The 14,111-nt window shown below is 70.0% G+C and carries 11 protein-coding genes and 1 pseudogene; 6 read left to right on the plus strand and 6 right to left on the minus strand.

Translation table 11 applies throughout. The annotated features are described in order from the left end of the window. The 3 genes and pseudogenes from ABT061_RS47890 to ABT061_RS47900 all read left to right on the plus strand — a co-directional run. Positions 1–329 (plus strand): annotated as a pseudogene (locus tag ABT061_RS47890) (potassium-transporting ATPase subunit B); the annotation flags it as partial. A gap of 9 nt (positions 330–338) precedes the next feature. Next, entirely contained in the window at positions 339–1,190 is an 852-nt protein-coding gene (locus ABT061_RS47895; protein ID WP_502991644.1) for a potassium-transporting ATPase subunit C, read from the plus strand. 49 nt (positions 1,191–1,239) lie between these two features. Beyond that, the gene (locus ABT061_RS47900; protein ID WP_350930383.1) at positions 1,240–3,804 is read left to right on the plus strand and encodes a DUF4118 domain-containing protein; all 2,565 of its coding nucleotides are present in this window, start codon (positions 1,240–1,242) and stop codon (positions 3,802–3,804) included. A gap of 79 nt (positions 3,805–3,883) precedes the next feature. Here the strand turns inward: ABT061_RS47900 and ABT061_RS47905 are convergent, their stop codons facing one another. Next, a complete protein-coding gene (locus ABT061_RS47905) occupies positions 3,884–5,179 on the minus strand; it encodes a cation:proton antiporter (protein WP_350930384.1) in 1,296 nt (431 codons plus the stop codon). A gap of 511 nt (positions 5,180–5,690) precedes the next feature. Here ABT061_RS47905 and ABT061_RS47910 point away from each other — a divergent pair. From ABT061_RS47910 to ABT061_RS47920, 3 genes are all read left to right on the plus strand, one after another. Beyond that, on the plus strand, positions 5,691–6,119 hold the full coding sequence (locus tag ABT061_RS47910) for an RrF2 family transcriptional regulator (RefSeq protein ID WP_350930385.1): 429 nt from the start codon (positions 5,691–5,693) through the stop codon (positions 6,117–6,119). 149 nt (positions 6,120–6,268) lie between these two features. Continuing rightward, positions 6,269–7,204 (plus strand): sulfite exporter TauE/SafE family protein, encoded by a 936-nt coding sequence (locus tag ABT061_RS47915; protein ID WP_350930386.1) that lies wholly within the window; start codon positions 6,269–6,271, stop codon positions 7,202–7,204. A gap of 328 nt (positions 7,205–7,532) precedes the next feature. After that, on the plus strand, positions 7,533–8,150 hold the full coding sequence (locus ABT061_RS47920; protein ID WP_350930387.1) for a zinc-binding dehydrogenase: 618 nt from the start codon (positions 7,533–7,535) through the stop codon (positions 8,148–8,150). On the opposite strand, the gene ABT061_RS47925 is transcribed toward ABT061_RS47920, so the two are convergent. The 5 genes from ABT061_RS47925 to ABT061_RS47945 all read right to left on the minus strand — a co-directional run bounded on the left by ABT061_RS47925 (position 8,057) and on the right by ABT061_RS47945 (position 13,875). Continuing rightward, positions 8,057–9,082 (minus strand): hypothetical protein, encoded by a 1,026-nt coding sequence (locus ABT061_RS47925; RefSeq protein WP_350930388.1) that lies wholly within the window; start codon positions 9,080–9,082, stop codon positions 8,057–8,059. The two genes, ABT061_RS47920 and ABT061_RS47925, sit on opposite strands and share 94 nt — an antisense overlap. A 391-nt stretch (positions 9,083–9,473) precedes the next feature. Continuing rightward, entirely contained in the window at positions 9,474–10,544 is a 1,071-nt protein-coding gene (locus tag ABT061_RS47930) for a translation initiation factor eIF-2B alpha/beta/delta subunit family protein (RefSeq protein ID WP_350930389.1), read from the minus strand. A 168-nt stretch (positions 10,545–10,712) separates the two neighbouring features. Beyond that, positions 10,713–11,297, minus strand: coding sequence for a DUF305 domain-containing protein (locus ABT061_RS47935; protein ID WP_350930390.1), 585 nt, complete (start codon positions 11,295–11,297; stop codon positions 10,713–10,715). Between the two features lie 83 nt (positions 11,298–11,380). After that, positions 11,381–13,000 (minus strand): AMP-binding protein, encoded by a 1,620-nt coding sequence (locus ABT061_RS47940; protein WP_350930391.1) that lies wholly within the window; start codon positions 12,998–13,000, stop codon positions 11,381–11,383. After that, the gene (locus tag ABT061_RS47945; protein WP_350930392.1) at positions 12,997–13,875 is read right to left on the minus strand and encodes an amidohydrolase family protein; all 879 of its coding nucleotides are present in this window, start codon (positions 13,873–13,875) and stop codon (positions 12,997–12,999) included. Before ABT061_RS47945 ends, ABT061_RS47940 begins: the two co-directional genes overlap by 4 nt. Positions 13,876–14,111 lie beyond the last annotated feature (236 nt).

The raw sequence follows: 14,111 nt of genomic DNA on the forward strand, positions 1-14,111 counted from the left end.
TGACCACGTTCTCGATCGCCAACGACATCGCCAAGTACTTCGCGATCATTCCCGCGATGTTCGCGGCGGTCTATCCCGGCCTGGACGCGCTGAACATCATGCGTCTGGCCAGCCCGCAGTCGGCGATCCTGTCCGCGGTCGTCTTCAACGCGATCATCATCGTGGCGCTGATCCCGCTCGCCCTGCGGGGGGTGCGTTACCGCCCCTCCAGCGCGTCGAAGCTGCTCAGCCGCAACCTCTGCGTATACGGTCTGGGCGGCATCATCGCGCCCTTCATCGGCATCAAGCTGATAGACCTTCTCATCCACCTCCTTCCGGGGATGTCGTAAATGAAACACATGCCCATCTGGATGCACAGATATCTCGCCGCGCTCCGCACGCTGCTCGTCCTGACCCTGCTCACCGGTGTCCTCTACCCGCTGGTGGTCACCGGCATCGCCCAGGTCGCCTTCAACGACGGGGCCAACGGTTCCCTCGTGAAGAAGGACGGAAGGGCGGTGGGCAGCGCGCTCGTCGGCCAGAACTTCACGGACGCCGCGGGCAGGCCCGTCGGGAGGTACTTCCAGAGCCGGCCGTCCGTGGCCGGCGACGGCTACGACATGCTCTCCACCGCCGCGAGCAATCTGGGACCCGAGGACATCGTGGACGTCCTGCCCGTTCCGGGTGCCAGGGGCGGCGAGGGCAGGCGGAGCCTGCTCACCCAGGTCTGCGCCCGCTCCAGGGCCGTCGGGGAACTGGAGGGCGTCAGCGGTGCCCGGCCGTACTGCACGCCCGACGGCGTCGGTGCCGTGCTGAAGGTCTTCCCGGCGGTCGGCACCCCGACCAGGGCCGTCAGTGTCAACCAGGCCTGCCCCGCGTCCCCGTTCGTCGCCGAGTACCGTGGTGTCAGGGTCGAGTGCGGTAGACCCGGCGAGAGCTACGCGGCCGGCCGCACCGTTCCGGTCCGCGGCACGACGGTCCGGGCGGTCGTGCCCGCCGACGCGGTCACCGCCAGTGGCTCCGGCCTTGACCCGGACATCTCGGTCGCCTACGCCGAACTCCAGGCGGCCCGCGTGGCCAGGGAGCGCGGAGTGCCCGTGGAGAGGGTCAGGCAGCTGATCGCGGAGAACACCACGGGCCGCACCCTCGGTTTCATGGGCGAACCCGCGGTGAACGTCCTCGCGCTCAACCTGGCGCTCGACAGAGGTTGACCTCCGCCCCGGTGCCGGGGACCGAGGTCTCCACACTCAAGGAGATGTGATGAACCAGAGACGGGGGCGGCTGCGCATCTACCTCGGAGCCGCCCCGGGGGTCGGCAAGACCTACATGATGCTCTCCGAGGGCCACCGCCGCCTCATGAGAGGCACCGACGTGGTCGTGGGCTTCGTCGAGACCCACGGCCGTCCCCGTACCGCGGAACTGCTCGAGGGCCTGGAGATCGTCCCGCGCAGGAGCATGGGCCACCGCGGGTGCACGTTCACCGAGCTCGACGTGGACGCCGTCATCGCCAGGAGGCCCAAGGTCGCGCTGATCGACGAGCTGGCCCACACCAACGTGCCCGGCTCGCGCAACAGCAAGCGCTGGCAGGACATCGAGGAGATCCTCGACGCGGGCATCGACGTCATCTCCACGGTCAACATCCAGCACCTGGAGTCGCTCAACGACGTGGTCGAGGAGATCACCGGGGTGGTCCAGCGCGAGACGATGCCCGACGAGGTGGTGCGCCGAGCCGACCAGGTGGAGCTGGTGGACATGGCCCCGGAGGCACTGCGCCGCCGGATGGCGCACGGCAACGTCTACGCGCCGGAGAAGGTCGACGCGGCGCTGTCGAACTACTTCAGGGTCGGCAACCTGACCGCACTGCGCGAGCTGGCCCTGCTCTGGGTCGCGGGCAAGGTCGACGAGCAGCTCGACCGCTACCGCGCCGAGCACGGCATCTCCGGCACCTGGGAGGCGCGGGAGCGCGTCGTGGTCGCGCTGACCGGCGGCCCGGAAGGCGACACGCTGGTGCGCCGGGCCGCCAGGGTCGCGGCCAGGAGCAAGGGAGCCGACCTGCTGGCCGTGCACGTCACGCGCGCCGACGCGCTGGCCGGAGTGGATCCGGCGAGCATGGTCCGCCAGCGCACGCTGGTGGAGGACCTGGGCGGCACCTACCACCAGGTCGTCGGCGACGACATCCCGCGCGCACTGCTCGACTTCGCGCGCGGCGTCAACGCCACCCAGCTGGTGCTGGGAGCGTCCCGGCGCGGCAGGTTCGCCCAGATCCTCTCCCGGGGGGTCGGGGTGACCACGATCGCGCAGTCGGGGTCCATAGACGTTCACATGGTCACCCACGAGGAGATGAAGAAAGGGCGCGACCGAGCCCCGTCGCGGACCGCGCTGACCCGCCCCAGGCGGGTGGCCGGCTGGGTCATCGCGATGCTCGGGCTGCCGGTCCTGGCGCTGGGGCTGCACCTGCTCCGCGACGGGGTGAACCTGCCGAGCGACATACTGCTCTTCCTGCTCACGGTGATCGTGGTCGCCCTGGTGGGCGGCATGTGGCCGGCCGTCACCGCGGCCGTGTTCGGCTTCCTGCTGCTCAACTACTTCTTCACGGAGCCGCTCGCCGGCTTCACCATCGCGGACCCGGAGAATCTGTTCGCGCTGAGTGTCTACGTGCTGGTGGCCGTCATGGTGAGCGCCGTCGTCGACCTCGCCGCCCGCAGGACCAGGGAGGCGGCCCGCGCCCGTGCCGACGCGGAGATCCTCTCCACTCTGGCGGGACACGTGCTCCGCGGCGAGCACGTGCTCGCCTCGCTGCTCGCCCGGCTGAGGGAGACCTTCGGCCTGTCCTCGGTCACCCTGCTGGAACGCACCGGAGAGCCGGTGCCCGAGGACCAGGCCGACCCCGAGGCATGGCGGATCGTCGCCGCCGCCGGCGTCGACGTGCCCTGCACCTCGCCCGGCGCCGCGGACACCGACGTGGTCATCGACGAGCGGCTCGTCCTCGCCGTACGGGGCAGGCTGCTCGAGGCCTCCGACCGGCGGGTGCTGGAGGCTTTCGCCGCCGAGGCGGCCGTGGCCCTGCGGCAGGACCGGCTGGAGGAGGAGGCGGAGCAGGTCAGGCCGCTGGCCGAGGCCGACAGGATGCGTACCGCGCTGCTCGCCGCGGTCAGCCACGATCTGCGCACCCCGCTCGCCTCGGCCAGGGCTGCCGTGGAGGGCCTGCGAGCCACCGACGTCGACTGGTCCCCCGAGGACAGGTCGGAGTTGCTCGCCACCGCCGACGAGTCCCTGGCCAAGCTGGACCGTCTGGTCGCCAACCTGCTCGACATGAGCCGGCTGCAGGCGGGGGTGCTCGGGGTGGCGCTGGAGGCGACCGCGCTGGAGGAGGTCGTGCCACGCGCCATCGACGATCTCGGCGAGCTGTCCCGGCGGATCGAGGGTGACGTCTCCGCCGAGCTGCCCGAGGTCGTCGCCGACCAGGTTCTGCTGGAACGCATCCTGGTCAACCTCATGTCGAACGCCGTCCGCTACAGCCCCGAGGACATGAAGGTCCTCGTCACGGCCAGCAGGCACGGCGACCACGTGGAGGTCCGCGTCGTCGACCGCGGCACGGGCATACCGTCCGAGGCCTACGACCGGATCTTCATGCCCTTCCAGCGGCTCGGCGACCGCGACAACCACACCGGTGTCGGCCTGGGCCTCGCGCTCTCCCGGGGGCTCGCCGAGGCGATGGGCGGCACGCTGCTTCCTGATGAGACGCCCGGGGGCGGTCTCACCATGATCCTGACGCTTCCCGTCTCCTCGGACTCGCGGGTGCACCTCGCCGAGGAGGGCATGTGACCCGGGTCCCGATCGCCGAGGGGCGTCCGCCCCGTCCGTGGACGGGGCGGACGACCCTCGCGGCCGGGTCGGCGTTCCGCTACAGCGGGTCGGCGCTGTTCGTCTTGGACTGCTTCGACCAGGCGAGCTGCTCGTTCCTGCGCAGTTCCTCCTCGGTGGTCTGCTCCACTCTGGCCATGGCCCAGCGCAGGATCGGCGGTGCCATGAGGGAGGTCACGATCGCCACCAGCACCACGATCGTGTAGACCTCGACGCTGAGGATGCCCAGCCGCAGGCCCACCATGGCCACGACCACCTCGATGACACCCCGCGCGTTGAGCCCGGCGCCCAGGGCCAGAGCCTCCCACCGGTTGAGCCTGCTGGCACGTGCTCCGGCGTAGGCCCCGAGGAATTTGCCGACGATCGCCACGGTCAGGATGCCGAGCCCGGCGAGCAGCACCATCGGGTCGGCCAGGGACGTCAGGTCCATGCGCAACCCCGCGGTGGCGAAGAAGATCGGCGCGAAGCCGGAGAGCACCACGGTGCGCAGCGGGGCGAGCCGCGCCGGTTCGACGCCACCCGCGGTACCGATCAGCATGCCGCAGACGAAGGCACCGAAGACCGCCTCCAGGCCCATCGCGTGCGTGGCGGCCGAGGCGAGCAGGATCAGCACGGCCGCGGTCGCGACGGACGAGCCGGAGTCCTCGTCCCGGGAGGTGAGCCGGAACGAGTGCCGCACGAGCGGGCGGCCCACGGTGAGCGCGAAGATCACGACCGCCAGCAGGCAGGCCAGCGAGACCAGCACGCTTCCCGCGCGCAGGCCGGTGGTGGCCATGGCCGACACGATCGACAGCATGAACCAGCCGAACGCGTCGTCGATCATGCCCGCGGTGAGCGTGAGCTGCCCGATGTTACGGTGGAGCAGCCCCATGTCCATCAGGGTCTTGGCGATGACCGGGATGGCGCTGACGCACATCGCGACGCCGAGGAAGAGCGCGAAGACCAGCGGCTCGGTTCCGGTGGGGATGAGCGTGGCCGGGAGCAGGAATCCGGCGCCGATGCCGAACGCGAGCGGCACCAGCAACCCGCCGATGCTGACTCCGGCCGCCGTGGCGCCCCTGCGCCGGACCATCCCCATGTCCATGTGGATGCCGGTGATGCCGACGAGCAGCAGCACGCCGATCTGCCCGACCGCGTCGAGCAGGTGGAACTGGGCGCTGTCCTGCGGGAACAGCCAGGTGGACAGGTCCGGCGCGACATGGGCGAGGAAGGACGGCCCCAGGACCACCCCGACGAACAGCTCACCGACGACGGCGGGCATGCCGAGCCGCCCGGCCAGACGGCCGAAGGTGAGGGCGAGCAGCAGGAGCAGCCCCACCTGGAGTAGGAAGATCAACAGTTGATGTGCAGCGATCGGCGCCACTGGCGCCGCAAGCGTGACGAGCACGACAGACCCCTCCGGTTTCCAAGGTGCCGCCCCCTCTCCCCAGTAAGGCCGGCACAGTGCAGAGCTTGGCAAAGTAAAGATCGGCAATCAACTCTTGAAGAGCTGCCCAAAATATGCGGCGGTACTTATGCCGCATATTTGTGCGAGGTATCGCCTGATTGATCACGCTTCACCTGCCGGTTCCGGCGGAGGTGTGTTGCGGCTCGACCGCCTGGCGACGAGAGCAGGCCATGGCACAGGACCAGCCCGGCCGGCGCGCCGAGCAGGGTGGCCCGGGTGCTCGCCGTCGGCTCCTTCCCGCGGGGCGGCTTCTCACGGGCGGATCGCCCGGGGCCACCAGGAGGCTCCGTGGTCGTGCTCCACGGCGAGAATAATTCACAGTTAACCTGTAGAGATAGTAGATTAATCTGAACCAACCCACATGAGGTCATCGAGAGGCGCACCGTCGGGGGGCTGTCTGATGCACGTCACGGCGCGGAGCGACTACGCACTGAGGGCGATGCTGGTCATCGCGTTGAGCGATCCGGTCCCTGTCAAGTCGGAGACGATGGCCCAGACGCAGGAGATCCCGGCGAGTTTCCTGCGCGGCATTCTGACCGACCTGCGCCGTGCCGACCTCGTCTTCGCCCAGCGGGGCCACGAGGGCGGCTTCACCCTCACCAGGCCGCCGGTGGACATCTCGGTCGGAGACGTCCTGCGCGCCGTCGGTGGCGAGCTGACCTCGGTGCGAGGTCTGCCGACCGGGGACGTGGCCTACTTCGGAGAGGCGGTACGACTGCGCACGGTGTGGCTGAACATCGAGACCTCGATAAACGCCATCGTCGACACCGTCAGCCTGGCCGCGCTCCTGTCGCCGGTGGCCGAGAGTGGCAGGCGACGCGGAGCCTGACAGCCGGTGTCGATCGAACTGACGGTCTGTGTGAGACGAAGATGTCCACAACTTGAGACGCCTTGCTTGAAACGTGACTTGACGTCGCCTTGAAGTTCAATAACCATGTTTCCTATCAACATAGTAGGGAAAATGGGAAGGGGGGCGTCGTGCGTGCGCTCATCCTCTTAGGCCTGGTCGGCTTCGCGGCGCAACTCGTCGACGGCAGCCTCGGCATGGCCTACGGTGTCACCTCGACGACGCTACTCCTGGCCATCGGCACCAACCCCGCCGCCGCCTCGGCCACCATCCACCTCGCCGAGATCGGCACGACCCTCGCCTCCGGCGTATCGCACTGGCGGTTCGACAACATCGACTGGAAGGTCGTCGCCAAGATCGGTCTCCCCGGCGCCGTCGGCGCGTTCGCGGGAGCCACCTTCCTGTCCGGCCTGTCCACCGAGGTCGCCGCCCCGGTCATGTCGATCATCCTGCTCGCGCTGGGTGTCTACGTCCTGGTCCGCTTCACGGCCTTCGGCCTGCCGCGCGGCAACCTGGGCAAGCCGCTGCGCAAGCGCTTCCTCGCGCCCCTCGGCCTGGTGGCCGGATTCGTCGACGCCACCGGTGGCGGCGGCTGGGGTCCGGTCGGCACCCCGGCGATCCTGGCCAGCGGCCGCCTGGCACCGCGCAAGGTGATCGGTTCCATCGACGCCAGCGAGTTCCTGGTCGCCATCGCCGCCAGCATCGGCTTCTTCGTCGGCATCGGCTCGGAGAACATCGACTTCTCCTGGGTGGCCGTCCTGCTGCTCGGCGGCGTCATCGCGGCCCCCATCGCGGCCTGGCTGGTCCGCCACATCCCGCCGCGCATCCTGGGCTCCGCCGTCGGCGGTGTCATCGTCCTGACCAACGTGCGGACCCTGCTGCGCAGCGACTGGGTCGACGCCTCCGGCGGCGTCCAGGCGGCCGCCTACATCATCATCGCCGCCATCTGGGCCGCCGCCATCGCCTACTCGCTCCGTGAGTACCGCCGTGACCGCGACAACGAGCTGGCCGAGGCAGAGGAGCAGCGCCGCGCCGGAGAGCAGGAGACCGCAGGTTCCCCCAGCTGAGCCCGGCGGCGCGATCCGGCCGTGGTTCCGCGTGAAGGCCTCCTCGTCATGGCGAGGGGGCCTTCCGCGTTCCGGGCCCACGTCGGCCACCGCCGGTGCCGGGTGCCGGGCGAAACCCCGGCGGCCCTCGTCTTCCGTCACCCGGCGGTGGAGGGCTTCGACCACTGCGCTCCCACCACGGTGACCGCCCGACAGCGCACGGGCCCGTATCCGCTGGCCGAACCGTTCTCTGATATGTGAGGAATCAGGGTCGGTTTCGGTCGTCGAGACGGACGCCCCGAGGCCCGCCGACGGCCAGATCGTCATCGCCGTCCCGGCCGCCGGCGCGGTGCGCATCCCCGACACCCTGGACGCGGCCCAGGCGGCGACGTTCGCTCAGAGTCACTGCACGGCCATGTTCGCGTTGCGGGACCGGGGCGGACTGAGCGCGGGGGAGACCGTGCTGGTCCTGGGTGCGGGCGGCGGGGTAGGGCTGGCGGCGGTGCAGGTGGCGACCGCGCTTGGCGCGACGGTCCTGGCCGGGGCGTCGAGTGAGGACAAGCGGCGGGCCGCACGTGCCGCGGGCGCCGTCGCCGTGCTCGACACGAGCGCCCAGAGTCTCAAGGACGCGGCCCGCGAGTTCTCCAACGGCGGGGTCGACCTGGTCTACGACCCGGTGGGCGGCGACCTGGCGGATCCGGCCCTGCGGTCGCTGCGGGTGGGCGGCCGTTATCTGGTGATCGGTTTCGCCTCGGGGACCATCCCGTCGCTGCCGCTCAACCAGGTGCTGCTGCGCAACCGATCAGTCGTCGGGGTCGACTGGGGCGCCTGGTCGATGTCGGACGCCGCCGGTCAGCACGCCTTGCGTCGGGACTACCAGGTCACTGTGAGTTCACCCATCAGGAATGTACGCGCGTTCTTGATCTGCGCCTGGTTGATGATTTTTATCCGGTTCAGCCGATCCTGATTCTTCGCGATGATCCTATTCTGGCTGTCGCGGTATGCCGCCTGCCGTGCACCGTAGTAGTTCGTGTCCATCCTGCATGTCGTGTCGGCGGTGGCCGTCGCGATCTCCTCCGGGGTCCCCTGAGGCTTGAGATTATGATCATTCGCCGCGTTGTATCCCCAGCGTGGATCTCCGACGGCGGCCTCGGGATTCGGATAGTCGAACCCCTTCTCCTTCATGCAGTTGCTCCACACCTGCTCGGCATCACGGATGCGTGGATCGGTGTAAGCACTCTGGGACGCGTCGTCGGCCAGCATGAAAAGGTCCTGCTCCTCACGCACCCTGGCCGCTCTGCCCCCGAGGAGTTCCAGGGATCCCTGGCCGAGAAGTGCTTCCGTTCTGCCGGTACATCCGCCGACAGGCAATGCCTTGCCGTGGAAGTTCCGTCTCCTACCATTCAGGACGATGGCCTGCTCATCGGATATGGAGTATCCGGTGAAGCCTGCGCTCTCCAGGAGTTGAGCGGGCGGACCCGTATAGCCGTACTTCTCCACCTGACGGTCGCCCAGCCAGGCGAGATAGCCGGCGTTCTTATGCTCCTCAGGCTGAGCCGGGAGCGGCAGAGCTTTCAACTCCACCCCGAACTTCCGGGTGCAGTCGGCGAGCATCATGAACCGGGCCTTGTCGACGATCTTCCGGTCGGCCGCGGGCAGATCATAGGCATCAAGCGGAAGAGTGAGGTCGGCGGCGGTGCGCGGAGCCGAGATCGCACTCACGGCCTTATCCTCCCGGGCTGCACTGCACCCTGTTGCGCCGATGACCGCGAGAAGGCCGGCGAGCAGGCGGCGCGCGACGATGGCGGTCGCAACGGTCACGACGAAACTCCATCCAACAGGAACGGCATTTCGCAGATAATGCCATCCGGGCGTCGGCGTGGAGAGCACCTTGATCACGATGTGATGGGAAAGCCCCGGATCGCTGACCGCTCGAACACGCCAGCGGAGGGCGATCTCCGTTGCCTGCCGTCCAAAGGCCGATCTTTGCCTCCGGCGGGGCACTCCGGCTCTGGGGTGATCGCCAGGGACGCGCTCACCGCCGTCGGCCTGTCGGGGTTTGAGACGGGGACTGCTCATCCCGTCCGCTATCGATCTGGGACAAATCGGGCGGGACAGCGCCAGAAGGGATGGGCGGGCGGGATGTCCCGGAGTGCCGCACCCGCTGCGGAGTTCTCGGGGGCAGGCGGTTGAAATCGGGCCCCGCCAGGTACGGCGGGGCGTGCGCGTCGTCGGTGCCTGGTGTCCGCGAGAAGACGCCTGGTGTCCACGACGACGCGGCGGGCCCTGTTCAGTCGTTTGCCAGGTACTCGGACGCCCCGGAACGCTCCGGTGCCTCGAAGTGCTCCGACACGCGTTCGGCGCTGAAGGCGCCGCGTTCGGTCACGATCCTGGTCACCAGGTGCGGGGGAGTGGCGTCGAAGGCGGGGTAGTGGCCGGTCACGCCCTCGCCCGCGGTGCGCTTTCCCAGCACGTGCAGGACCTCGTCGCCGTCCCGCCGTTCGATGACGACGTCGCCGATTCCCGGCGCCCGGGGGTCGGGCGCCGGGATCACCACGTAGTACGGGACGTCGAAGGCGCGGGCGGCCAGCGCCACCCCGAGGGTGCCGACCTTGTTCACCACATGGCCGTCCATCGTCACCCGGTCCGCCGCGGTCAGTGCCACGTCGGCGAGCCCGTCGGCCAGCACCGAGGCGACCATCCCGTCGGTGATCAGGGTGGGCCGGTAGCCCATCTCCACCAGCGTCGGCGCGGTCAGCCGTGCTCCCTGCAGGTAGGGCCGGGTCTCGGTGCAGACGAACTCCAGTCGCTTGCCCGCCTGCTGCGCGGCCTCGACCGTCGCGATCAGGTAGGTGTCGGCCCAGCAGTGGGTGAGGACGCGGGTGCCGTCCTCCAGCAGTGCCGCCGCGTGCCTGCCCAGGGCCGCGCTGCTGGCCCGGTAGGCCGCGTCGTGCTCGGTCGCGGCCCGGGTCACGGCCTCCACCAGTTCCTCCCCCGACGCCTCGGGCAGCGGCCCGTCCACGGTGGCGGCCAGGACCGCCTGGACGGCGTCGCGGATGTGGTTGTTCGTGGGCCGGGTCGCGATCAGCCGGTCGCCCGCCCCGCGCAGCCGGGCCGCCGCCAGGACCGGTGGCTCGTCGCGGGCCTCACGGGCGGCCAGGATCATCCCGGCGGTCGCCGCGAACGAGGGGCCGGTGCTCTGCGTGACCATCCGCTCGATGGCCACCGCGACGTCCTCGCTGGTGGCGCAGCGCACCCAGCGGTGCTCGAAGGGATAGACGCGGCGGTCGAGGATCTCCACGGCGTCGTCGGTGATCCTGACGGAGTCGGCGAGGACGGGCCGTCTCCCGGTTGTCTTCATGGGGCCTCCAGCGGTGGGCGGGACCCGATCACGGTACCGGCGCCGCCTGGCGTCACCGCGATCCGGTCGTGCTCCGCGCTGCTGCCCTCCTCCGCTCCGTTCGAACGGTGGCATGCCGCCGGGCGGCGGGCCGTTCCTGGCCGGCCCGCCGCTCGGAGGTACGGTGGCTCAGGCGAGCTTCCTGCCGATCTCGCCGATCTGGGCGCGCTGCTCGGTGAGGAGCCTCTCCGCCAGCTGGACGGTCGGCCGGCGGCTTCCCAGGGCGATCACGACCTGGGCCATCCGGACGCCGCTGTCGAGGTGCCTGCCAAGGAGGCTCAGCCACAGCTTGTCGAAGGCGGCGCCTGAGCGTCTCTTCAGCGAGGAGATCTGGGTGGCGGACAGCACGCCCGGCATGTTGTGCGCGGCGTGGTCGTCATCCGCCGGTATCTCGACCTGCCACGACCGGAGCCAGCCGGACATCAGGTCGATGTCGGCGGACTCGCTCTGCCTGATCTTCGCGGCCAGGTCGCGCACGTAGGGGTTCTGGGTACGGCCGGTCACCAGATCGGCGAGCTGGATGGCCTGGCGGTGGTGCGGGATCATCTCCTGGGAGAAGCGGACGTCCGCGTCGACCCGGTCGGCGACCACTTCCATCGCCTGCGTGGGGGACGTGGGTGTCACGGCGGTTGATGAGCACCCGGCGATCAGTGTGGCGGAGACCAGCAGGGTGGCGGTCAGGAACCGTTGCCCGGATGACCGCCGGGTGCTCATCAAGATCGCTGCCCCTTTCCTGCCGGTGGGAGGGATCAATCGTGCCGTTCCACCCTGAGATACGCCGACCGGGTAACGGGGGTTCAGGGGCCGCCGAAGATTTCGGACACGAGATCTCCGGCCCCGGGACGTGCCCGAGTGCCCGGACGCGCGGCCTCCCGATCCCAGGTGGCCGGGGTGATCCCGGCCTGCCTGAGCTGGAACTTCTCCACCTTCTGGGTCGGCGTCTTCGGCAGCAGGTCGAGGAACTCGACGTATCGGGGGACCATGTGCGGTGCGGCGTGGCGGGCGCAGTGCTCGGTGAGCTCCTCGGCGGTGAGGCTCGCGCCGGGGCGCAGCACGACGCAGACCTTCAGATCCTCCTCGGTCAGCTCGCTGGGCACGCCGACGGCCGCGGCCTCCAGCACACTCGGATGCCCCTCCACGACCTGCTCGACCTCGTAGGCGGAGATGTTCTCGCCCCGGCGGCGGATCCCGTCCTTGGCGCGGCCGCAGAAGTAAAGGTGGCCGTCCTCGTCGAGGCGGCCGAGGTCGCCGGTGCGCAGCCACTCGCCGTGGAAGGCGGCGGCGGTGGCCTCGGGCATCCCGTGGTAGGAGTTCATGACGAGGCCGGGCTCGCGGGGGCGGATCAGGATCTCCCCGATCTCACCCGGCGGCAGTGGCGAGCCGTCTTCCCCGCCGATGGCGAGTTCGTACTGCGAGATGACGCGACCGCACGACCCGGGGCGCCGGGGGGCGTCGAGCGGCTCGTAGACCGGCACGCCGCCGTCGGTGAGCCCGTACACCTCCAGCAGCGGGAATCCGAACCGCTGCTCCCACCCGTCCCGCCAGGCGGGCATCGGCACGCCCCACGCCAGGCGGACCCGGTGCGCCCGGTCGTCCGGCCGAGGTGGGCGCTTCCACAGGATGGTCAGGGTCGCGCCCATGAAGTTGAAGACCGTGGCGTCGAAGCGGCGGACCTCGTCCCAGAACCCCGACGCGCTGAACCCGGCGCCGATCGCCGCGACGGCCCCGACCGACAGGGCCGCCACGACGGTCAGTGTGGCGGCGTCGATGTGGAACAGCGGGAACGGGCAGTACAGGACGTCCTCGGCGGTCAGCCGGAGGTTCTCCGCGTGCAGCTCGCCCTGCCGCACGAGGTAGCGGTTGGAGAGCACGCACGCCTTGGAAGGGCCGGTGGTCCCCGAGGTGAACAGCATCATCGCCGGTGCGAGCGCGCCGGTCTCCGCCGGTGCCACGGCCACGCCGGGTAGTGCCGCCTGCTCGAAGCGGGCGACGCGCGCCGTGCCGTGCCAGGCGGGAAGGGCGTCTCCGGCGCCGCGCACCAGGATCGCCTCCAGGCCGGACGGCTCGTGCGGCAGCGCGGCCAGGGCGGGCAGCAGTTCCGCGTCGACCACCGCGACGCGCGCCCGGGTCACCTGGAAGGCATGGGCCAGGCCGGAACCGATCAGCGAGGTGTTGACCGGCACGTGCACCGCACCCAGGCGGGCGACCGCGAACCAGGTCAGCACCGCGTCGGCACTGTTGCGCATCAGTACGGCGACCGGCTCGCCCGGCCGCACCCCGAGCGCCGCGAGGCCCGCGGAGAGCGCGCGGGACCGCTCGTGGAACTCGGCGTAGCTGAGGTCGCCCTCACGGGTGCGCAGGAACACCTTGGCCGGGTGCCGCCGGGCCCGCTCGTCAAGCAGCAGGGTGAGGGTCATGACCGCTCGCAGAGCGACCGTTCCAGACCGAACAGCCGGGCCGCGTTGCCTGCGAACAGCGCCTCCAGCGCGGGCTCGGGCAGGCCGGACTCACGCCATTCGGCGAGCGCGCGGGAGGGCTCCATCACCGGCCAGTCGCTGCCATAGAGAACCTGATCGCGCAGCACCGTGGACATCATGCCGAACATGGTGTCCCAGCCGGTGCCCGGACGGGACACGTACTTCGGGGCCAGCCCACCGAACTCCAGGTAGACCGTGGGGTGCCGGCGCGCCACGGCGCAGAACTCGGTGGCCCACGGCCATCCCGCGTGGCAGGCGATGAGCCGCAGATCGGGGAAGTCACAGGCCACCTGGTCCAGCAACTCGGGACGCTCGTGCCTGATGGGATGCATCCGCGAGTAGGTGATGCCGGTGTGCACCGCGACGACCAGGCCGAGCTCCTCGGCGCGCGAGTACATCGGGTAGAGGGCGCGGTCATCGATGTCCAGGCCGAAGAAGGCGGGTTGCACGGCCACGCCGAGCAGCCCCTGGCCGGCCGCGGCGGCGACCTGCCTGGCCGCCCGTGTCGGCCGGGGCGGGTACAGGTCCACGGTGCCGATGCCCGAGAAGCGGCCGGGATGCTCGGCGACCACCTTGACCAGCGCCTCGTTCAGCGCCTCCGCGGACTCGCCGCCCTCGGACTCGGCGTGCATGACCGCCCGGTCGATGCCTTCCGCGTCCATGGCGGCCAGCAGGTCGGGCAGCGTGCCTTCGTTCATCTTGCCGGTCAGTCCCAGCACGCGGTCGTACTGCTCGGTCTGCCGAAAGGGGGCGTTGTAGGTCGCGGTCTCACGCAGGTGCTGGGGGAGCCGGACCCGCGCGTCGATGATTCTCATACGGAGGCCTTTGTGGATCGGCATGACGGGGAGCCCAATCGATTGGTTGGCGATGAGGGTGATCTCTCGCCGCCACACCTTTATGAACTCTGCTTTCATGCCTTGATTTCGTGGCCGGGGCGGCCTGGAGGAAGAGTATCAATCGCACCGTCGCTTCCCGCTGCCCGAGATGCAGCGCGAGTTCGGCGACGGGCAGCGGGTGCTCGACGTGGCTTTCAACTACCTCGACTTCCACG

The sequence above is a fragment of the Streptosporangium sp. NPDC002544 genome, assembly GCF_040295965.1.
Lineage (GTDB): Bacteria > Actinomycetota > Actinomycetes > Streptosporangiales > Streptosporangiaceae > Streptosporangium.